Below are 20,153 nucleotides of genomic sequence, written 5' to 3' on the forward strand. Positions count from 1 at the left end.
GATCGCAGTCTGGAGCGCAGCAAGGGCCTTCTTCGCTTCTTCCAGCGTCAGACCGAGTTCATCGATCGACAGCGCACCGTCTGTTCGGTCGAAGCTGATAATCTCTTGCGTTTCGTCGGCTGCGTCGCCGCCGTCGATCATGAGTTGAATGGCAAACCGCATACGCATCCCTCCGGGCGAAGCTCGCTGCCGGACGCCCGCCGAGAACAACCCCAAGATGGTGGACGATATCATCGAGGCGAGCGGTTCGTCGGGCCCATGGCGCGAGGACGTCCCCGTCAAAGCGCTCGGCAAAGATTCGCCGGCCGCAAAGCACCGCGTCGCAGTGGAACCGGCGTACCATCACGACCAGCAGAACAGGCTTGCCCGCTATGGGCAGATCCGCCAAGCGCCGCGGATACCGGCTGTGGATCCGCACCGATCTCGTTCCGCAGCCCGGACAGGCGCTCGCGATACTTAAGGGACGGACCGTGATTAGCGTCGCGTCGGCGGCACTGGCGGCATCATCGACCACAAAGCCGCGAGGGACGAGGGTCGATGGCCGGAGGGTCTGGCCCATAGCACTGATTCCTCTGTCTGAAATCGGTACCAACCAAACCCGAATGTCATCAAAAGTGAGTCAGAGCCTGCGTTCCGCGCCGCTTCAGATGTGGATCGACTTGAAGAACGAGGCCAAGCCGCGCCTTCACCGCTTCCGACACGGTGGGATGTGCCGGAGGGCACCTCGCAGCCGAGCGCATTGACCCAACTGAAAAAGCCCGCCACGGACGAACCGTGACGGGCCTTCTGTTGATCGATCGGGCTTGAGGGAAACCCGACCTCGTCACAACTTTCGGACAGGATGATTGTTCCAAAAGAAGCATAGTACAATGATGCCGATGCAGCGATCTGGTGATGGCGGGAAAGACGGTGATTGCCATCGCCTGTCAACGATTGCCAGCATGGGCCGGATCGTCGTGCTCGATAAGGGACACATGGGGAAGAAGGTAGGCCGCGCGAACTGGTCGAACAGGATGGTCTGTTTGCCCGGGGCGCAACGAAAGCCTCGTACCCCTTGAACGAATGCGCTCGTTTACCGCGATTCCTAGTCAACCGAATAACGACCCTGACGATCCAGTAACGCTGCATTCAATAAAACGGAACGCAAGGGGAGGCCATGACGTTGAGCAGCAGACCATCACCAACCGAAGGGAGATACTCATGGATGAAGAATGGGCAAGCGGCTCAAGGAACTCAGTCACAGCTTGCAAAGCCGCGTCATGCTCGCTCTGGATCTTCTGAAGAATGATCCCCGGTGCTGCAAGCCATAAGGTGCGTTGCGCAGGAATTCGTGGAAACCACCGCAAGGTTGGAAATGGCCGTCAGGCATAGTCTCATCTTCTCTGTTGCGTTGGCGTTAGGCATCGGGTCATCGCAAATGCCCGAGTTGGCGCAACAATACCGCCAGCGACTGGGCGGAGCGATTGAAGAACTCGGCCATGTTGTTTCTGAGTTTGATCGTGATGCTGTGAGCGCGGGGCTATCGCGCAAGCAGGCGCTCGACCTCCACGACAAAGCGCCAGAGCCATTGTTTCAAGCCCGCGGTCGTAGTATGCGCGCCACGATTGTTCGCTATGAAAATCTGCTTAGACAACAGAACGCCTTTTCAGAGAGCCCGCCGCTGATGCAGCCCTTTGTGTTGGGCTATAGCGATGAGACGACGTTCGCTGGCACGTGGCAGGATTTCCGGCCCGCCGTTCCAATGACCAACGCCGGTTTGGTCTGGGCGGCCTTTGGCTTCTTGTTCGGTGCGGGCGCCATCTATTTGCTTGCAGCTGCCCTGCGTTGGGGGTGGCGCGCGAGCAGGTTACGGCGTCGCCATACGGGGTAGTTGATAAGCTAGTTAGCGACTCGGAACCCGAAGGTTCAAATAAATCGTGCATCTGGCCGGCCGCATAACCTGTGCGGTCGACTATGTGATGATTGGAACGTTCCCCGTATGCAGCTACAGGAGAGAATCTGAAGTTGATGGGTCCAATGCCAGTCATCGGCCGTTCGCGCGGCGGCTGGACAACGAAGGTCCATACACTCACAGACGTCGTCGGCCGCCCCTGCGCGCTAATGTTGACGATAGGAAACATTAGCGAGGTGAAGGCAGCGCCCGCCGTTCGCTGCGCGAGGGTAAGACCACGCCTTTAATTCCGGGACAGCGCACAATCGAAAGAGATCAATCTGCTGCGACGAAGAGCGATGCCGTGGACGAGACTTGATCGAGAACGCCTTTTGCCGCCTCAAGGATTTCCGCCGCATCGCCACCGGCTAGGACAAACTCGCCACCAACTTCCTGTCTGGGTGGCATTGGCTACCATGATCTCGTTCCGGCTTTGAGAGGCAACGAAACAACGAAATGCTCAATCCGGCGATGAACAACACAAAATGGGTTGAGCTTCGGCTGGAAATGTACGCGCTCGCCGCCCCCATCCTGGAGCACGCTTGCCACAACCGGCTACCATTCACAGCCCGACCGAGAGTGGTGACCACTTCAGGGAGGGCCGTATCACCCGAACCTTAAGGCTTCAGGAACTTCTTCTTCCACGCGTAAAGCGAATGCGGGCTGACACCCAGACGCTGCGAAACTTCCGCTACTGTACTGTCATGCGCGGGTTCAGCGAGCCATAAGGGTCCTGGAAGATCATCTGAACGCGCCGATTGAACTTGCGGCGTTCGGCCGGCTTCAGCGCGGCGATATCCCTGCCCTCGAAACGTATCGTGCTGCGGTCGGGATTGAAGAGCCGCACCAGGCAACAAGCCAGTGTGGACTTGCCGCAGCCGGATTCACCAACAATGCCCAGCGTTTCGCCGCGATGGACATCCAGGCTGACGTCGTTCAGCGCGTGGACCGCAACTGCGGTTGGCCGGACATGCGCCTCATCAAGGAGTAGGGACCGGCGAAGCGCTTGGTCACGCCGTCGACGGAAATGATCGGGGTCGGCTCAATCATACGATCGCCTCCATGGCTGCCACCTGTTCCTGGTGGAAGCAGGCCGACATCCGCTGCTCGCGGACCGCCAGCAACGGCGGCCGCTCGCGCCGGCACTCGTCCGTCGCGAAGCTGCAGCGCGGATGAAAGGCGCAGCCCACGGGAAGCGCCGTGAGGCTCGGCGGGGTGCCTTCGATCAAGTAAAGCATGGTGCGCACGGCCCGGCCACGGGGAACAGAGCCGAGCAATCCTCTTGTATAGGGATGGCGGGGCTGCGCGAAAACATCGGCGACAGTGCCGGTTTCGACGATACGTCCGGCATACGTCACCGCCAAGCGGTCGCAGGTGGCGGCTACGAGCCGAGATCGTGCGTGACGAGGACGACGCCCATGGAAAGACGATCCCGCAGATCGAGCAGCAGCTTCAGGATCTGGTCCTGGATCGTCACGTCGAGCACTGTCGTCGGTTCGTTGGCGAGCAACAGCTTCGGCGAACAGTCAAGCGCAATCGCGATCATCGCACGCTGGCGCATGCCGCCCGAAAACTGGTGCGGATATTCCCTAAGACGACGCTCAGCCGTCGGAATGCCGACGATGTTCATCGGGTCCAGCGCCCGGGCCCGCCGTTCCCGGCGATTGAGGCTGGTGTGCGCGATGAGGCTTTCCTCGATCTGCATGCCGATATGCCGGACCTAGCGATCGGCAGGAGCGGCAAGATGGTCGGGCTCGCCCAGGGGCGAGTAATATGCCGACTGAATGTTCGGATGCCGTTTTCTTTTGGATAGCGGCGGCTTCTCACGAGCGATGCACAGTTGCCAAAGCTCGTCGTGTCACCGGCGTTGTCGTCCATTGGCTTCACTGCTGCCGCCATGCCCACGCCGGTTCCTAACGGGTCGATCGCCACAAGCCATAACCCTTGCCAGCGCGACACCGAAACTCTTACCTCATGGGCAAGAAAGGCACGCCATGTTGGCTGGGCCGTCATCAATGCTATCGAGACGTGGCAACTATGGCAAGCGGTCCTGGGATGCCACCGCGGCCCATAAGGCTGCTGCCAACTACGCTGGCGGGCCAAGCCCAGACCATGCTCGCTTGAAGCATTTGCGCGGCGAGGCACGCAACGGAGCGCTCTGCCGCGGGATATTCGACCAGAAGCGATCCGCTACGTCTGATGGGACTATTTCTTCACGATATTGCCGTGGTTCAGGTCGAAGGCCTGCGTGTCTCCGGCCTGCTTGTGAAAATCATCCTGCAGTTCTCCCCATTCCCCGAGATACGCGCCACACTGGCTGCAATGAATGGCCGTGTGCTCCCCCGCGTTGTTTGGGATGTCCAACAGGATCGTCCCGCACGCTTTGCAGTCCAGTTTGTGGTCGAGCCGCTTGCTGTCCATCGGTGCCGTAAATCCTGTCGGTCAACAGCATTTTATCCGTAAGCTCGCACACCGTCCAGCCGTTCCAGGAGTATTGGCCCATGTCCCCGAGACAGCCGAAAGTGCACGGCGCATAGGAGGCGTAACACGCCTAAGCTTGGCGACGCTCTTCAGTCTCAAGCGCCGCCCACAGTTCGTCCAGACTATTCGCGCCGTTCGTATATGCTGACATGATTAGCCAAGCGGCATCGTCACGGCCTTGCACGTCCGAAATACCATGGATGAGACAATACTCCTCCACCGCCTGGCCAAGCATGCCAAGCTGTTCCGGTTCCGCTATTCCCGTGAATGGCATGGCCACCTCCCCTTTTGCGCTAGGGCGAAAGCGATCGACTCTTTCAATCGCCCCTATGCCGTTCGAAAGCAGGCGACGGTTCAGTAGACAAAATCGGCCAGACGCGTCTATTAACAAAGACATATGAACCGACCCCTTGTGGTAGGGCCACCCGATGGCTGACGAACCCGATTTGCAAAGAGCGAGGGACGGCCCGGTAGTTCACGAGCTTGTCAAAGAAGCAGGCATCACTGGGCGGAAGCGCGCGAGCTGTCAGCTGTTTGGGCAGCGCCAATTGTTTGTCGTTCAAACGTAAGCGCCTCGCCGATCGCCTATGGATTTGGGCTTGACGTTTTCCGGAATCGCCAGGGCATGAGTTCCTCGATCTGGCTCTGTGGATGGCCGTTGATGATGGCGTCGAGGGTTTCGGCTAGGTAGGCAACGGGATTGACGTCGTTTAGCTTGCAGGTGGCCACGATGGATGAGAGCAGCGCCCAGTTTTCGGCGCCGACCTCATGGCCAGCAAACAGAGCATTCTTTCTGGTCAAGCATAGTGGTCGGATGGCGTTTTCGACTGGGTTGGTGTCGAGCTCGAGCCGGCCGTCGTCGAGGAAACGGGTGAGCCCTTCCCAATGGGCAAGACCATAGCGGATGTCTTCGGCCAGCTTTGAGCCCGAAGAGATCATCGACAATTGCTTTTCAAACCACGGCTTCAAGGCGGCGATGATCGGGGTGGAGTACTGCTGTCGCGCGGCGAGCCGAGCTTGTGGCGTCATGCCGCGCACCGTCGCCTCGACGGCGTAGGGCTTGTTGAGATTCATCGTGAATTTATGACGGCAGCAGCAAGATTGATGAAGGCTGCGAAGCTCTGGTCGGTTTTGTCAGCTCGCATGGCGAGACGCTTGAATTCCTTGAGTTTGCAGAAGAAATTCTCGATCAGGTGGCGCCATTTGTAGAGTTCCTTGTCAAGCGGCAGAGAAAAAGTCCGACGTGAGTGCTGTGAAATAACGATCTTGGCGCCGCGCTCATTGAGGTCGGCAATGATGGTGTTGCTGTCGAAGGCCTTGTCGGCGATCAAGCCGCCGAAACAGACACCATCAATGAGCGGTGCGACACCCACCGTATCGAACCGCTGGCCGGGCAAAAGAACAAAGCGCACAAGATTGCCAAGTGCATCGGTGAGCGCCAGGATTTTGGTTGTCATGCCGCCTTTGGAGCGGCCGATGGCCTGGCTTTGAGTCCCCCTTTTGCGCCCTGTCCATGGCGGTGGACCTTGACGATGGTGGCATCAACCATGGCGTATTCCATGTCCGGCTCATCCGAGCAGGCTTCGAAAAGCCGAATGAAAACATCAGCTTTGACCCAATCGCGGTATCGTTTGAAAACCGTGTTCCAGCTCCCGAAGAAGGCTGGAAGGTCGCGCCACGGACTTCCTGTCCGCACAATCCAAAGCAACGCTTCGATGAACCGGCGATTGTCACCACCACTTCGCCCGGGATCGGCTGGTTTACCCAGACAATGCGGTTCCATCTTCGCCCATTGGGCATCCGTCAGCACGAATCGTTCCATCCAAAGCTTGAATCACAATCCAATCTCAGGCGGAATCCTGAATCTCAACAAGCCTTAGAGCGTGGCGATCTGGCGCACGGCGGCTTCGGCGATCGGGGACTTGGTGGTGCGCGCCAGCTTCACAAAACGTCGGCGCAGGTGGCTCCAGCAATGGACGAGCAGCCACGGCCCTCGCGGCCGTTCCAGGCGTGTCAGCCGGTCATAGCCCTCATAGGCGTCAACTTGCAGGAACTGTCCGCCGAAGCCTTGAAGGAAGCGTTCGGCATGCTCGCCGCCGCGCCCCGGCGCATAGTGGAACAGCACGATGGGCGGGCCTTGGCCACCATGGCCGCGGTCATCGGAAGCGATCGCCCAGAAGAAGCCCTTCTTGACCTTGCCGCGCCCGGGATCGAGCACCGGCGCGGTGGTCTCGTCCATGAACAGACGATCCGCGCCAGCCAGATGCCAGCTCATGTGACTGGCGATGGGCTTGAGATGGAAGCAGGCCCGGCCAGTCCAATTGCCCAGTGTCGCGCGATCCAGTTGGATGCCCTGGCGAGCGTAGATCTCGGCCTGCCGGTAGAACGGCAAGTGATCGCCGAACTTGGCGACGATGACCTGGGCGATCAGCGCCTCGGTCGGCAGGCCGCCAGGCACCACATGCTCGGGCGCATGGGCCTGCACAACCGCGCCCGAGCAGCGGCGGCAAGCGTATTTCGGGCGGCGCGTGACCAGCACGCGCAACTGCGCCGGGATCACGTCCAACCGTTCGCTCACGTCCTCGCCGATCCTGGCCATCTCGCCGCAGCCGCACGGGCACAGCGTGCTCTCGGGCTCGATGACCCGCTCCACCCGCGGCAGATGGGCAGGCAAGTGACCGCGGTTGCGCCGGCGAGAACCGGAGGTGTCGTCCGAACGGCCCTGGATGATCCGCTGCGCCTTTTCCTGCGCGGCATCGAGCATACCCTGCGCGATCGCCATGTCTTCGAGCGGCAGGTGGTATTGATCGGGATGCAGCTTTTCGGACCTGGCGCCGAACTTCTCGTGGTTGAGTTGACCGACGATGACCTCCAGGCGGCGGCGCGCCTCTTCGGATTCAGCCAAAGCAGCCTGGTGTTCGGCCAAGGCCGCTTGCGTCTGGACCAGGAGCGCCTGCAAACGCTCGTTCTCTTCCTGGAGAACCATCAGATTCATGCGCCAAATCAATCACATGAGCGCCGACAAAGCCACCGGAGACAACGCGCCTGAGTCACTGTGCCACACTCATCCGGCAAGCTGCGGACGCCGGGCCCCCTCGGGGCGAACCAGTCTCCAGTCCAGCCCTTCGAACAAGGCCGCGAACATCGCCGGCGACATCCGCATCACCCCGTCGCGAACCTGCGGCCAAACGAACTTCGAACCCTCGAGCCGCTTGTGAACGAGCACAATTCCAGTGCCATCCCAGACCAGAATCTTGATCCGGTCAGCCCTTTTGGCCCGAAAGACGAAGGCCGCGCCGGCGTAAGGATCGAGGCCGAGTATCTCCTGCACCGCCGCCGCCAGCCCGTCCAGGCCGCGACGGAAGTCGACCGGACGGGTCGCCATGTAGATCTTCAGATCGGCGCCCGGTGCAATCATCGCGAGGCCCGCACTGCACGGATCACCTGCGGCAGATACTCGAGATCAACCGCCGTTCGGATCACAATGCCGTCGATCACGATCTCCACCTTCGCCGGGGTCGATTTCGGTGGCCGCATCGTCCGTTGAGGCGCCGATACTTCTTCCACCATCAGCGGCGCGAACATCGGCGCCATGCTTTCTGGCAGCGCCAGTCGTCCCTGACGAAGGCGACGCCGCCAATCGTAAACCTGCCAGCGGGTCACGCCATGCTTGCGCGCGACCGCAGCAACCTGAACCCCCGGCATCAGGCTCTCGGCCGCAATCCGGGCTCTATCAGCCTCCGAGCGAATCCGCCGTCCCGTCGGACCTTCCAGAACCTCGAGCCGGCCTGCGTAGCCAGTTGTCGGGACGTCCAAATGGACGTCCATTTTGCCGTCTGCTCCCACCGGACCCTCCGTCTCTCGCGATCGGGGATTATTGGCACATTCACATCAATCGCGGCACGAGGGGAGCGGCGTGGCGCTTACGTTCATCCGCGAAGCCCGGCCGTTAATTCGCAAAGCCATGAATTTCAAACTGACCAGTACGGGAAGGCCGCCATTGTTGACTCCGCCTATGCCAAACGCGTAAGTCCCGGTTCGCGCATCACGTCCAGGGCGCAGCTTTTCACCTTTGAAGGTACCAAAATGGACGATAAATACGCCAATGCGCGAGAGCACTTTTTCGCGGCAATTCGCACGCTAGCAGCCTCTGCCGACACCATACAAACGCGATTGATCGACGCAAATGTGAACATTTTGCACGTCACTATCGATGAATTTGCTGGGGACCGGGAGCTCAAGTTCAAGCTTGCAAAGATACTGGATCTTCTGGCAATCGATCAGGACGATATGGAGGCCGTGGCTGTTTAGACAGCCGCGCACATGACTGACTTTGAAGCCGTCAAAGTCGCGGATCTGATTTGCGATTTTTACTACGAGCTCACGTAATAGTCGGCGCGGCAGCCCCGTCTTCCCACTAGCGAGGCGCCGGATCTTGGCCAACCAAATACGCTAGGATCGGTTGAGATCAATCCGACTGATAACAATGGTTTTGCCGGTTGCCGGGTCTTTATCGATCGTCGTCAATCGCATCCCATTGTCGCCAACTTTTTCCAGCCTTAGCTGGGCGGCACGGTCGCCATTGACTTCTTTTGCCCAATGGATGCCGAGGATTAGTGCGTTGCCTGAGCGACTGCCACTGAGGCCGGCCGGGCCGGTGCTCGATCCGGTGTATATGCCCGTGTAGGTTTTGCCATTCGTCTTCACGTCGGCGCCGATCGCCCGCGAGAAGACCACGTAACCAGTACACTTGCCGTTAAGCGCCAATGAGCTTTGCGTTGCGTCAGATGCAAATTTGCAGTTGATTTTGATGGGTTGGGAATCGGCGTCGACTTTGACCGTGCCCTTTCCAACCCAGTTGCCGGCAAACGATTTCAGAAAGGCGCCGTCAGCGGCCTGAGCAGGCGCTCCAATGCAAAGCACTGCTGCTGCCAGCCATCCAATGGATCTTGTCATGATAAAGTCCTTCAATTCGGCGCAGGCGCGAAGACCATCATAGCGCAGGCGCGATGCAGATTTGAGTTCCTGTCGATGATGCGCCTAGGCGCTGGCAACTGCCTTCTCGATCTCCTGGGCCGAATGGCCGGTGAGATCCTTGGCGATTTCGCCAATCAGAACGTCCGATAATTTCTGATGATAGTGCTTGCGCAGTTCGCCAAGCGTTCGAGGAGCGGCGATGATGATCAGGTTGGCGATTTGTCCGCCGAGGACCTGTCGGTTGAGCAGATCGGCGGTTCCGGCTGCGAAACTGTCCTCCTCGATTTGACTGTTGTCCGGATTGGCGGAGCTGCTCTGATGACGCGCACCGGATCCCTTGTTCTCGTTTGCCACGTCTTCCACGACCGAGGCCGTCAGTTTTGGATTGGCTTCGTCTCCTGAATTGCGGAACAGCTTGAGCCTCTCGCCATCGGCCACAGCAACGGTCGCGCCTTTAGGAATATCCATGTGTAATGTTCTCCGAGATTGTGCCAGCCCTTGGCTAATCGGTTTGGGGGGCCTACTGACGACAGTGTTAACGCCCCAAGCTGCCAATGGATGCTTGGATCTGAGCCTTTTATCGACGCCCGGCCGCCTGGGCCGCGCCGACCGGCCGCACCCCCAAGTAGCACGGCCATTGTGAGATCCGGCATCAGCTGCCTGGTGTTGGACGGATAGGCCGCATTACATGTCGCGCTGGAACGAATGTCGTCGCGCCCCGTTCGCTGAGAGATGGTGGGACAGGGATGACCCGATGCACGATGCTTTTTTCAGGATTCCGCTGACGGTTGAGTTGCCAAATGGAGAACTTCGCAGGTTGTCCAGTGCATCCGAGGCTGCGATCTTGCTGATGGAGAAGTGGCCGGAAGAGCACGGATCGATATACCGGAGCGCATTGCAGGCCTGCACAGGCTCATTGGCTTCGGAGGACGATGTTGAAAATGCCCGGCAGGCGTTTTTGGCAGCTGCGGAGGAGGCAGGGCTGAGCGTGCAAGGCGTGCATCACAACGAGGACGCTCCATCGCCGCGTTCGGTAGAACAGCCAAAATCGTCATACATCGCCGACGAGAAACGACGGGATCGTGGGCACAGGGAGGAGCAAAAAGACTTTCTCATCCGTTTCCTAGCGCGCGAAACCGGGATTACGGAAGCCCAGGCGCGCGAACTGATCGATATGGTCGGTACTGACCGTGGATCCCTGCTGCGAGAGGCCAGCATATTGAAGGCGCAGCGCTGAGACGCCGGAATCTGGCAATGTGCTGGAAGGAGTGCGCCGCCTATTCTAGGCTGACGGTGAGGACTCCGGGCTAGGCCCACAATCTCGGTAGGTTGGCGTTCAGTGCCTGATGGCGTCGCCGTGCAGCCTCATAGCCGTTTGATTGTTGAATGCAGAAGCCTCTTCGGCCGTGTCGAAACGCGTTGCGATCGCAGTTCCGTCAGGTGCCAGAACGACCGCCAGGTATGGGAAGCCGTCCATTGGCGGATGGTAGACTACATATACAGGTTGTGAATTTTTCATCACCCTTTGTAGTAGGCGCGCAGGCTTTCGCCAAGGAGTCTTGCCCAGGGCCCACATAGCCACTGCTGCGCTAGGATTGGTTGATTTGGAACTGAGGGCGAAACAGCCGTGCCTCAAGTATGGTCAGGGGCGATAAAACTCACGGTATGTTCTGCGGTTTTTTCTCATATGCCGGATGAATTGGGCTAATAGAACCGCGAGCCTCTCGTTTATGACTCGGCTTCGATCGCTCGGACCAGGTTCTTGGGTTTCCAAAGGAGGGGCTTTAGATTTTCCGCGGTTGTCGTCATGGAAACTCGCAAAGGGTTCGACAGCATGATGAGCCGCCCGCTCTTGGCGGCACGCACCAGGCTTGTCAGGATCACCATCGTGCTTTCGAACCAGATCCGCAGAATCATGAAGACATTCGGGCTGCTCGTTCCCGCAGGCTGTGATTATGCATCGAAGGTTTACCTTGCACAGGCTTCGCAGCAGCAAGCCATCAGCGCTGCCTTGGCATGGCGGGCATCGAGATCGCCGGTATCCCCTCTCCCGCAGCGCATGATAGAACGATAAGGACGGAGGCCCCGTCCCGAACACCACGCGTATTGCGGCGGGTGCCCGCTTACGCCTAAGTTCGGCAATGATCCTTGGTTCGGAGGCGCACTTGCCAAGTCAGACGCTCACGGCGATGCGGCTGATCAGCACCGTTCGTTTGCCAGCCGCTCGACCACCAGGGCGGGGATTTCGACAACAAAGAGATGTAGGCTCGCCGAGAAAACCCAAACGAAAATCGCAGCGAGCCCGCCGTCCCGGCATCCGGGACGCAATAGAGCGACCAATTGCAGTACGGGTCCGATATCAACGATGTTGCTTATTGGCGGCAAATCAGGCTCACTTCGTTAAGCGCGCCCTTGCGGGGCGAACGCAAACACGGCGCCACGCCCGAGCTGCTGGCGAGTAAGCGTCGCGAAGGACCAGAGCGCGGCAAATCTGGCCGCTCAATTATAATTTGTATGGCAGGAACCGTTTGTCGTTTTGGTTGTTGTGATTTGTCGCTAAGGCGCAGCAGACTTACCGACCGGCCGATAGAGGATGGGTCCGTAACCTTTCTCGACGCCACTGAGCAATTGGCGCGGAAATCGTTCCTGGCTCCTTACATTAACAGGAGCCCTCGCATGTCATCCAGTTTTACCATTTCGACGACAAACGTTCTTGTGGTGGAAGATGAGATGGTGCTCCGCATGCGTGCGGTGGACATAGTAGAGGATGCGGGGTTCACTGCGGTCCAAGCGGTCAATGCCGACGAGGCACTCTCCATTCTCGAGGCGCGCTCGGACATTTCGTTATTGTTTACTGATATTCAGATGCCGGGCAGCATGGACGGTCTGAAACTCGCGCACGCCGTCCATGATAGATGGCCGGCGATCAAGATCATACTGGTTTCCGGTCTGGTGAACCCGTCGGAAACCGAAAGGCCAGCAGACAGCCGCTTCTTTGGTAAGCCGCTCAGTGTTGAGGACATGACCGAGCAGTTGCAGGCTATGATCGGGTTGGGAGCATTAAAAATTGTGCCGAGCACGACAATCGCTGCCTCGAACGAGGCGTTTGATCCCTCGACGCATGAGGCCGTCCTGTCGGCGGAGAATGACAGCCTTCGCCTATTGCTAGAACAAGCCGGCATCGATGCCAAGACCTTGCTCGCGCAAGCCGGCATCGACGCTAAGGAGCGCGAGGCCGCCGACAAGCTTCAGAAGCTTATTCTGGCGGAACTGCATCATCGCGTCAAAAACACCCTTGCCATGGTGAGCGCTATCGCATCGCAAAGCTTTCGGGCTGCGACGAGTATCGAACAGGGGCAGAAGGCCATGGAGGGTCGGCTGATCGCTTTGGGACGAGCGCACGACCTGCTCATGCAGGTCAGCTGGGCAAATGCCAGTCTCACGCATACCTTGAGCGGTGCAACTGATCCATATGACAGCCACGGTGGCAGGCGGTTTCACTTCAACGGGCCTGACATCCAAATTACCTCCGGTGCCGTTATTGCGTTTGCAATGACCTTCAATGAACTGTGCACCAACACCACCAAATTCGGGGCGCTTTCCAACCCTGCCGGACGGGTGGAAGTCGCATGGTCAGTCGACGAAACGAAGCAAAGACTCCGGCTTGTCTGGACCGAAAGAGGCGGGCCTACCGTCGAGCCGCCAACCCGACGAAGCTTCGGAACCCGCTTGATCGAATCCCTAGGCCTTCAATTGAATGGCCAGGTGCATCTAAACTATGAGCCTTCAGGTTTTGTCTACACGTTGGATGTGCCGCTCAGTTCAGTCATAGCGGCCGTGTAGGTCGCCCGCGCCCGGTCGGACGGCGATAGCCTAGGAGGAGTTCATGACCCCCGATCGCCTCAGCAAATGCCTATCCATCATCCGGTGGACGCCCAGTACGCTCGCGCGCTGCCTTGGCTGCGATGTGTCCCTGGTGAACGCATGGCTGAACGATCGCGAGGAAATCCCGGTGAAAGCTGGCGCCTGGATCGAGACACTGGCGACGATCCATGAGAAGGCGGAGATGCTGAAGCCTGTCGGGCTTAAGGGGAAGCGGTTTTCTTGACCGCAGATTCCATCACAAGCCGCTATTGCGGCATGACTGCATACGCCATCGCCAACCTCGGCCGCCGAGAAGTGCAGTCAAAGGCGAGCGGTGGGCGTCGGTGTAGGCGTCAGGCTGCGAAAGCCTGAATTCGGGTAAGAGACCTGAGCGTTTCTGCGGATGAAATTGGCGCCCATTGCGACAAGGATCGTGGCTTGCGAGACATCTATGCGCTGCTCGTAGTCGCGCACGAGGCGGTGCCGTGCCATCTGTCGTCCAGCCGAAGGTCTGCTCGACGACCAGCGGCGGGGCAGTATCTGGAAGCCCTTCTGGTCGTCGGATCGACGGATGACCTCGACCACGAAGTCGAGATAGGTGGCTTTGTCCATGAGCTTCAGCCGGTCATAGGCGCCGTCGGCGATCAGATGCTTGACCCAGGGCCAGCGCTTGCGGATACCATCCAGGATCGCCTGAGCGTCGGGACTGTCGGAGATATCGGCGGTGGAGACGCAACCAATCAACAGGCGCCCATCCTTATCGACGGCAATGTGTCGCTTGCGGTCTGACAATCTGTGTCTCGGCCCTTTAATTGCGGCTAATGGTCAAGCATTTCTTTCCTTCCTTGCCGGCATCATGTTCCCGGCTCGGTACGCATACGCTGAGGGCCGCAGGAGATGTAGGTTCGCGCGAGCGATGCTGGGTTCTATGATGGTGTTTTGTGAAGGTCAGGCGGCTTGCTGTTCGAGGATCGTGCCGGCGCGCCGCAGACGCAGCCATTCCCAAGGCAACAATTCGTGCAGACGCGAAGTGGGAAGATCGGCGATACGAGCCAGGACGTCGGCGAGCCAGGCCTTCGGATCGACATTGTTGAGGCGGGCCGTCGTAATGAGTGTGAGCATGACGGCAGCGCGGTCGGCACCTCGCTGGGAGCCAGCGAAGGTCCAGTTGCGCCGCCCCAGAGCAATGCCCCGCAGTGCTCGTTCGGCTGCGTTGTTGCTAAGGCAGATTCTGCCGTCGTCGAGGAACCGGGCAAAATCGGCCCAGCGCCGGAGCATGTAGTTGATCGGTTTCAGCACCTCGGCTGAGCGCGAGAGGGTTTCGCGCTCGCAGAGCAACCAGGCGCGCATGTCGTCGAGAAGCGGTTTGCTCTTCTCCTGGCGCACAGCCTGCCGCTCGTCGGCACTGCAGCCGTTGATGGCGCGCTCGATCTCGAACAGCGCGTCGAGACGCCTGGCCGCTTCCAGCGCGACCGGCGAGACCGGTTTGCCCTTCTTGCCGCTGCGGGCATGTTTCTCGATATCGGCCAGCTCGAAGAATCCCCGGCGCGCATGGGCGTAGCAAAAAGCCGGCGTGATCCTTTCGTTGCGGGTCGAACAGAGGTTCGAAGCCACTGTAACAGTCGCATTGCAGGATGCCGGCGAACCCAGCCAGATGTTTCTGGGGACGCTCACCGCGCCGGTCACTCGAGGCGTAATAGATCGCGGCCGGCGGCGCAGGCCCGGCGAAGGGACGGTCATCGCGTACATAGGTCCATATGCGCCCGGTTGTGCACTTGCCCTTCGCCAGGATACGGATGGTGGTGTCGTCACCATGAAGCCGCTCGGCAGCAAACACATGGTTTTCGATCAGGCGTAATAGCGGCATGACGGCGAAGGCCCCGTGGCCGACCTGATCGGCCAGCGTCGACAGCGGCAGATCGATCCCCTCGGCCTTCAAGCGCATGCTCTGGCGGTTGAGTGGGGCGTGCATGCCGAACTTGTCGAACAAGATCGTCGCCAGCAGTTGCGGACCGATGAAGCCACGGGGCGTGGCATGGAAGGGCGCCGGTGCCTGGCTGACCTTACCGCAATCGCGGCAGGTGAACTTCTCGCGCACCGTCTCGATCACCTTGAAGCGGCGCGGGATTTCCTCCAGCGTTTCGGTCACATCCTCACCCAGCTTCGACAGCCGCGATCCGCCGCAACAGGTACAAGCGGCGGGAGCATCAATGACGACCCGCTCGCGCTCGATGTCCTGCGGCCAGGGCTTGCGTACCGGCCGCTTGCGCGTGAAGGCACATACGCTGTGGGTTTTCGCTGCCGCAGTGGCTGCGCCAAGCTCGTCCTCGCTCGCCGCAGTCACCAGATCTTCGAGCTGAAGTTCCATCTGCTCGATCAGCCGAGCCGTGCGTTCGGACCGCTGGCCGTATTTCTCGCGCTTCAGCTTCTCGATCATGAGTTGCAGATGAGCGATCAGGGCCTCGGTATCCGACAATTTCGCCTGCGCGCGGGCGGCCATCGCCTCGGCCTGCAACCGTGCTTCGCGTTCGGCCCGTAGCGCCGCCAGGGCGCTTGCGAGGTCCGAAGGAAGATCATCCGGCTTCAACGTCATGAAGCCAGTGAATCAGACTTTTCCTGCGATTTCAAAAGCTAAATGCTAGCCAACCCGCGTCGGCCGCCATGTTTTCTGCGGGTTACGCCAATCGATCCCGGACAGCAGATAACCGAGCTGCGCCGTCGAGATCGTCACCGCGCCGTCGGCAGGGCTCGGCCAGATGAACCGCCCTCGCTCCAGCCGTTTCGTGAACAGGCAGGCGCCCTGGCCGTCATGCCAGATTACCTTCAACAGATTGCCTCTGCGACCTCGAAAGCAAAACAGATGGCCCGACAGCGGATCTCGGCGAAGCACTTCCTGCACCTGCAGCGACAGGCCCGGGAAGCCGCGACGCATGTCAGTGTAGCCCGTCGCAAGCCACACCCGCACACCACTGGGAACCGGGATCATCCAAGCTGCTCCAGCGCGCGCACGATCCGCATCAGAGCCTCGACATCAACGTCGCGATCCACCAAAACGCGCCAGCCGTTCGCCACCACGATCTCGATCCGCCCGCAGCCCGAGTCCCCGCTCCGTACAGGACGTTCAGGCACGATCACTGCGGGAATGAATCCCTCGATGTCGCCAAGGCGGTCCTCACGATACGCCTTGCGCCACGCAAACAGGAGCTGGTTCGAAATCCCATGACGACGAGCCGTCGCCGATGCCAGGCGAGGACCCGAGAAGCTCTCTTCAACGATCCGCAGCTTCTCCGCATCAGACCATCGCCGACGGCGGCCGGTCTCCACGATCTCAAGGCGGCTCACATGACGACTATCAGTAAGGATATCCATACCGACAGTCAGCTACGACATCAAAATTACCGCAAGGCGGCCGCCCTCGGAGGCGTACCCGGCTCGAAGTGCCTCAACGTGTGCAACGACGCTTGGACGAGCCCCAAACCAGGCTCCCGGCTGGGCTGGTGTTTATGCCGATTGAGTTGCGGGTTGTAAGTGTTCTGCCATCGCCGGGGTCATGGTCCTTTCCGAGGTCGAATGCCTCATGATGATGTTCGGGTCGGGTGCCTCAACGTGGTGAACGAGGTACGGAAGAGTTGTCCTCAGCCGAAACAACGAGGTCACCGCAACCGCCGTCCCGGCGGGGACATCACGAGCTTCCGCTTCCGATCACGCTGGGGAGATCGGCTATTGCGAACTTATCTATATGAAGGGGGCCAGCGTGCTTCAGGGACGGGAAAGAAACTGCATCTCCATCCATACGTCTGCTAACATTGTTAGCTGAGGTCAGACTAGGCAAACGTCGAGGTGCGAAGTGACAGATAACAACGGGAAGAGCGTTTCCTCGTCCGTCCGCGGACTAGGAAATATGATTTCCGGCGGAACAGCCCATCCGCGTACCGCCTTGCCGACGGTTGCGACCATCGTCACCGCCGTTGCGGCGCTATATTTCGGCCGCGAGGTCTTCCTGCCGATCGCCATCGCGCTGCTTCTGACCTTCGCGCTCGCGCCGGTGGTTTCCGCATTGAAACGCGCCGGCATCCCGCGCCTGATAGCTGTCATTCTGAGCGTGCTCAGCGCCTTTGCGGCACTTGGGCTGTTCAGTTTCATCGTTGCCTCGCAGGTCGGCGAACTGGCGCAGAACATCCCGGTCTACCAGACCAACATCCTGACCAAAGTCCGCTCGCTCAAGGACACCGGCGTCGGTGGCGGGATCGTTCCCAGGTTGAGCAGTGTCATCGAACGTGTCGGCCAGGAGATCGACAAGCAGGAGCCTTCGGCGCCCACCGCCGCGGACACACAGAAGCGAGAGCCGGTGCCGGTAGAGATCGTCGCGCGCGAAAGGCCACTGGAAGTTCTGCAGAACATTGTCAGCCCTCTGATCAGTCCGCTGGCGTCGGCCGGCCTGATCATCATCGTCGTAATCTTCATGCTGTTGGAGCGGGAGGACCTGCGCGACCGCTTCATCCGACTTGTAGGCTCTGGCGACCTTCACCGGACGACGCAGGCGCTGCAGGATGCCGGCAAGCGGGTTGGCCGCTATTTGCTGATGCAGATGGTCGTCAACATCGTCTACGCCATCCCGATTGCGATCGGACTGTGGATCCTCGGCATTCCCAATGCGCTACTGTGAGGGTTGCTGGCGCTTGCGCTGCGCTTCGTTCCCTATATCGGCCCGGTCATCGGCGCGCTGCTGCCCCTGTTCCTGGCGCTGGCCGTGGCGCCGGGCTGGTCGCTACTGATGTGGACGGCGGCGCTGTTCGTGGTGATGGAACTGGTCACCGGCAACGTTGTGGAACCCTGGCTCTACGGGTCGCGCACCGGACTGTCGCCACTCGCGATCATAGTTGCCGCGATTTTCTGGACATGGCTCTGGGGACCTCTGGGCCTGGTCTTGTCGACGCCGCTTACCGTGTGTCTGGTGGTGCTCGGCCGCCACGTGCCACAGTTCGAATTCCTCGACGTGTTATTCGGCAACGAGCCGGTGCTGGAGCCTCACGCCAGCAGCGGCTGCTTGCCGGAGATCCGGACGAAGCCACCGACCATGCCGAGGAGATCCTCGAGGAAAAATATCTGGTCGACTTCTACGGCAAGGTGGCCATTCCCGCTCTCCTGCTCGGCGAGCAGGATCGCGTCCGTGGCGTTATGGGTGACCAGCAAAGGCGGCAGGTGGCGGCTAGCGCGCTGACGCTGGTGGACAACCTAGACGACAGCGCGCAGGAGGAGGCGGACGAGGAGGATGAACCTGACGTCGAGGACACCGCATCGGGCGGGGAAGGCGAGGACGAACCCCAACTGCCCGACGGCACCGGCCTGTCGGTGCTGTGCGTAGGCGGCCGCGGTGTGCTCGACGATGCCGCCGCCGCAATGCTTGCGCAGGTGCTGGAAGTGCAGGGCGCCAGGGTGGGCAAGGCGAGCTTTGCCGATATGGAACCGGCGAGCATTCGCCGCCTGGAACTCGGCGGGGTCAACACCGTCGTGGTCGGTTTCCTCAATCGCGATTCCGTCAAGCACGCCCGCTTTCTGGTGCGCCGGCTAAAGCGCGCCAAGGCGGCGCTGCGAGTTGGCATCGTCTTCTGGTCGGAGAGCGGCAATAGCGACAAGGAGGTAGCTGAGAAGCTCGCTACCGACATTAATGCCGATTTTATCGCGCATGGCATGGTGAGTGCTGCCATGGACGCGCTGTCGAAGACTGCGCCGGTGGCACTCAAAGTGACCGCCAAACGTCGCCTCCGCCGCCGCCCGGCTGTCGCCAAGAAGGTTGCGGCCGAGACGGGGAGCTAGCTAAGCTGGGGCCGGAACAAGGTAAGAGAATTGAAGCCGTCGGCTGAGCTGACGTGGACAGCGTCGCGATTATATTCGCGATTGGAGTGGTTCACCGTCTCGTGCTGGGCGAAGCTCTCACGGCAATGCCACGTAAACTCTGGATAGACGCACCGAGCTCTCGGGTGCGGCCTTAGGTGACTGCGGCCGCGACGGATTTCCATTCCGACGTCGAGGCGATGGAGGTGGGTTGACTGTGCGGAGCGAAGGGAGCGAGGTGGAACGAAATGGTTGCGAACAGCGGAGAAGGTTGAAACGAAGCTCTGCAGTCCGGTCCAAGATCACGCAACACTGGAGCGACCAGTTCAAAACAATTGGTTCTCAACGTCGGCGTCCTCTGCCCCTTCTTCGCCGTTGACGATACCTGCGGGAATATCCCCGGCGAGCAGCTTTTCCTTCGACAGCAGCCCCGCATCCTCGAGTGCCTCAAAATCGGGCAGGTCGCGTAGCGTGTCGAGGCCGAACTCGAGCAGGAATTCTTTGGTCGTGACATAGGTATAGGGCGCGCCGGGCGTCGGGCTGCGCGGCCCGGAGGCAATCAGGCCAGCGCCGCGCAGATGGCCGATTAGGTCGCGGCTGATTTCCTTACCGAAGAAGGAGGACAGCTCGGCACGGGTGATCGGCTGGAAATACGCCACGCACATCAGCACCAGCACTTCGGACTGCGTTAGATCGCCCGTGCGTTCATTGCGGCCAACCGCCGCACGGATGGCGTCGGCATAGGCCGGCCGCGTCAGGTGCCGAAAACCGCCGGCGACGGCGACCAGGTCGTAGGGCCGACCGCGCAGTTCTTCGCGGATGTCGTCGATCAGCAAATCTATGCTGCAATTTTTTCCGACGATGCGGGCGAGCAGTTCGCGGCCGACCGGCTCGCTGGCGGCAAAAATGGTTGCCTCAACCCGATGCATCCATTCGCGCCAGCGGGCTTCCGCCGGCAGATGATCCAGTTCCCGGTCAAACAGCTGGTCAGCTGATCTCCTTTCGCCCGATCGACGGTCATCTGACCGGTTCCCGCCTCGCCTGCGCGCTGCCTCCGCCATGGTCG

Annotated in this window: 20 protein-coding genes and 8 pseudogenes; 8 read left to right on the forward strand and 20 right to left on the reverse strand. The window is 60.1% G+C overall.

Annotation, left to right across the window (positions count from 1 at the left end; all coding sequences use genetic code 11):
• Positions 1-58: 58 nt before the first annotated feature.
• Positions 59-559 (reverse strand): transposase family protein, encoded by a 501-nt coding sequence (locus tag GA829_RS34315; RefSeq protein WP_195180234.1) that lies wholly within the window; start codon positions 557-559, stop codon positions 59-61.
• 771 nt (positions 560-1,330) lie between these two features.
• On the opposite strand from GA829_RS34315, the gene GA829_RS34320 reads away from it, so the two are divergent.
• Both GA829_RS34320 and GA829_RS37070 read left to right on the forward strand, forming a co-directional pair.
• On the forward strand, positions 1,331-1,870 hold the full coding sequence (locus GA829_RS34320; RefSeq protein WP_195180235.1) for a DUF2937 family protein: 540 nt from the start codon (positions 1,331-1,333) through the stop codon (positions 1,868-1,870).
• Positions 1,871-2,025: 155 nt separating this feature from the next.
• Positions 2,026-2,299 (forward strand): annotated as a pseudogene (locus GA829_RS37070) (IS5/IS1182 family transposase); the annotation flags it as partial.
• Positions 2,300-2,547: 248 nt separating this feature from the next.
• Here the strand turns inward: GA829_RS37070 and GA829_RS37710 are convergent.
• From GA829_RS37710 to tnpA (GA829_RS34365), 11 genes and pseudogenes are all read right to left on the reverse strand, one after another.
• A complete protein-coding gene (locus GA829_RS37710; RefSeq protein ID WP_374940456.1) occupies positions 2,548-2,604 on the reverse strand; it encodes a hypothetical protein in 57 nt (18 codons plus the stop codon).
• A 17-nt stretch (positions 2,605-2,621) separates the two neighbouring features.
• Positions 2,622-2,870 (reverse strand): ATP-binding cassette domain-containing protein, encoded by a 249-nt coding sequence (locus GA829_RS37075; RefSeq protein ID WP_308462373.1) that lies wholly within the window; start codon positions 2,868-2,870, stop codon positions 2,622-2,624.
• 106 nt (positions 2,871-2,976) lie between these two features.
• On the reverse strand, positions 2,977-3,288 hold the full coding sequence (locus GA829_RS37080; RefSeq protein ID WP_258052481.1) for an oligopeptide/dipeptide ABC transporter ATP-binding protein: 312 nt from the start codon (positions 3,286-3,288) through the stop codon (positions 2,977-2,979).
• 23 nt (positions 3,289-3,311) lie between these two features.
• Positions 3,312-3,635 carry an ATP-binding cassette domain-containing protein gene (locus GA829_RS37085; protein ID WP_258052442.1) on the reverse strand — a complete coding sequence of 108 codons (324 nt, stop codon included), beginning with the start codon at positions 3,633-3,635 and terminating at the stop codon, positions 3,312-3,314.
• Between the two features lie 500 nt (positions 3,636-4,135).
• Positions 4,136-4,351 carry a hypothetical protein gene (locus GA829_RS34335; protein WP_195180511.1) on the reverse strand — a complete coding sequence of 72 codons (216 nt, stop codon included), beginning with the start codon at positions 4,349-4,351 and terminating at the stop codon, positions 4,136-4,138.
• A gap of 130 nt (positions 4,352-4,481) precedes the next feature.
• Positions 4,482-4,685 carry a hypothetical protein gene (locus GA829_RS34340; RefSeq protein WP_195180237.1) on the reverse strand — a complete coding sequence of 68 codons (204 nt, stop codon included), beginning with the start codon at positions 4,683-4,685 and terminating at the stop codon, positions 4,482-4,484.
• Positions 4,686-4,996: 311 nt separating this feature from the next.
• Positions 4,997-5,467, reverse strand: a pseudogene (locus GA829_RS34345) (IS66 family transposase); the annotation flags it as partial.
• Between the two features lie 14 nt (positions 5,468-5,481).
• A protein-coding gene (locus tag GA829_RS34350; RefSeq protein WP_195180238.1) for an IS5 family transposase occupies positions 5,482-6,233 on the reverse strand; the annotation gives its coding sequence in 2 pieces (ribosomal slippage) (positions 5,482-5,903 and positions 5,903-6,233; 753 coding nt in all).
• Between the two features lie 57 nt (positions 6,234-6,290).
• Positions 6,291-7,406, reverse strand: a pseudogene (gene tnpC, locus GA829_RS34355) (IS66 family transposase); the annotation flags it as partial.
• Between the two features lie 69 nt (positions 7,407-7,475).
• Positions 7,476-7,829, reverse strand: a complete 354-nt coding sequence (gene tnpB / locus GA829_RS34360) for an IS66 family insertion sequence element accessory protein TnpB (protein ID WP_195180239.1) — start codon at positions 7,827-7,829, stop codon at positions 7,476-7,478.
• Complete coding sequence (gene tnpA, locus GA829_RS34365) at positions 7,826-8,239, reverse strand: IS66-like element accessory protein TnpA (protein WP_195180240.1); 414 nt, start codon at positions 8,237-8,239, stop codon at positions 7,826-7,828. Before tnpA (GA829_RS34365) ends, tnpB (GA829_RS34360) begins: the two co-directional genes overlap by 4 nt.
• Here tnpA (GA829_RS34365) and GA829_RS37090 point away from each other — a divergent pair.
• Positions 8,228-8,722: a hypothetical protein gene (locus tag GA829_RS37090; protein ID WP_258052445.1), complete on the forward strand. Its 495-nt coding sequence runs from the start codon at positions 8,228-8,230 to the stop codon at positions 8,720-8,722. The genes tnpA (GA829_RS34365) and GA829_RS37090 overlap by 12 nt on opposite strands.
• Before the next feature lie 141 nt (positions 8,723-8,863).
• Here the strand turns inward: GA829_RS37090 and GA829_RS34375 are convergent, their stop codons facing one another.
• Both GA829_RS34375 and GA829_RS34380 read right to left on the reverse strand, forming a co-directional pair.
• Complete coding sequence (locus GA829_RS34375; protein WP_195180241.1) at positions 8,864-9,367, reverse strand: hypothetical protein; 504 nt, start codon at positions 9,365-9,367, stop codon at positions 8,864-8,866.
• Positions 9,368-9,451: 84 nt separating this feature from the next.
• Positions 9,452-9,856 (reverse strand): host attachment family protein, encoded by a 405-nt coding sequence (locus GA829_RS34380; RefSeq protein ID WP_195180242.1) that lies wholly within the window; start codon positions 9,854-9,856, stop codon positions 9,452-9,454.
• Positions 9,857-10,142: 286 nt separating this feature from the next.
• Here GA829_RS34380 and GA829_RS34385 point away from each other — a divergent pair, with 286 nt between their 5' ends.
• From GA829_RS34385 to GA829_RS34395, 4 genes and pseudogenes are all read left to right on the forward strand, one after another.
• Positions 10,143-10,625: a DUF982 domain-containing protein gene (locus GA829_RS34385; RefSeq protein ID WP_258052446.1), complete on the forward strand. Its 483-nt coding sequence runs from the start codon at positions 10,143-10,145 to the stop codon at positions 10,623-10,625.
• A 582-nt stretch (positions 10,626-11,207) separates the two neighbouring features.
• Positions 11,208-11,333, forward strand: a pseudogene (locus GA829_RS37810) (IS110 family transposase); the annotation flags it as partial.
• A gap of 731 nt (positions 11,334-12,064) precedes the next feature.
• Entirely contained in the window at positions 12,065-13,231 is a 1,167-nt protein-coding gene (locus tag GA829_RS34390) for a sensor histidine kinase (RefSeq protein WP_195180244.1), read from the forward strand.
• Positions 13,232-13,274: 43 nt separating this feature from the next.
• The gene (locus tag GA829_RS34395) at positions 13,275-13,496 is read left to right on the forward strand and encodes a hypothetical protein (protein WP_195180245.1); all 222 of its coding nucleotides are present in this window, start codon (positions 13,275-13,277) and stop codon (positions 13,494-13,496) included.
• 146 nt (positions 13,497-13,642) lie between these two features.
• On the opposite strand, the pseudogene GA829_RS34400 reads toward GA829_RS34395, so the two are convergent.
• From GA829_RS34400 to tnpA (GA829_RS34415), 4 genes and pseudogenes are all read right to left on the reverse strand, one after another.
• Positions 13,643-14,047, reverse strand: a pseudogene (locus GA829_RS34400) (transposase); the annotation flags it as partial.
• A 153-nt stretch (positions 14,048-14,200) separates the two neighbouring features.
• Positions 14,201-15,845 (reverse strand): annotated as a pseudogene (gene tnpC, locus GA829_RS34405) (IS66 family transposase).
• A 45-nt stretch (positions 15,846-15,890) separates the two neighbouring features.
• Entirely contained in the window at positions 15,891-16,238 is a 348-nt protein-coding gene (gene tnpB, locus GA829_RS34410; protein ID WP_195180246.1) for an IS66 family insertion sequence element accessory protein TnpB, read from the reverse strand.
• Positions 16,235-16,621, reverse strand: coding sequence for an IS66-like element accessory protein TnpA (gene tnpA / locus GA829_RS34415; protein WP_195180247.1), 387 nt, complete (start codon positions 16,619-16,621; stop codon positions 16,235-16,237). Before tnpA (GA829_RS34415) ends, tnpB (GA829_RS34410) begins: the two co-directional genes overlap by 4 nt.
• Positions 16,622-17,153: 532 nt before the next feature.
• On the opposite strand from tnpA (GA829_RS34415), the pseudogene GA829_RS34420 reads away from it, so the two are divergent.
• Positions 17,154-19,069, forward strand: a pseudogene (locus GA829_RS34420) (AI-2E family transporter).
• Between the two features lie 215 nt (positions 19,070-19,284).
• On the opposite strand, the pseudogene GA829_RS37815 reads toward GA829_RS34420, so the two are convergent.
• Both GA829_RS37815 and scpB read right to left on the reverse strand, forming a co-directional pair.
• Positions 19,285-19,380 (reverse strand): annotated as a pseudogene (locus tag GA829_RS37815) (IS6 family transposase); the annotation flags it as partial.
• A 33-nt stretch (positions 19,381-19,413) separates the two neighbouring features.
• Positions 19,414-20,148 (reverse strand): SMC-Scp complex subunit ScpB, encoded by a 735-nt coding sequence (gene scpB, locus GA829_RS34425; protein WP_195180248.1) that lies wholly within the window; start codon positions 20,146-20,148, stop codon positions 19,414-19,416.
• Positions 20,149-20,153: the final 5 nt, after the last annotated feature.

Origin of the sequence: Mesorhizobium sp. INR15, from assembly GCF_015500075.1 — a bacterium.
GTDB lineage: Bacteria > Pseudomonadota > Alphaproteobacteria > Rhizobiales > Rhizobiaceae > Mesorhizobium.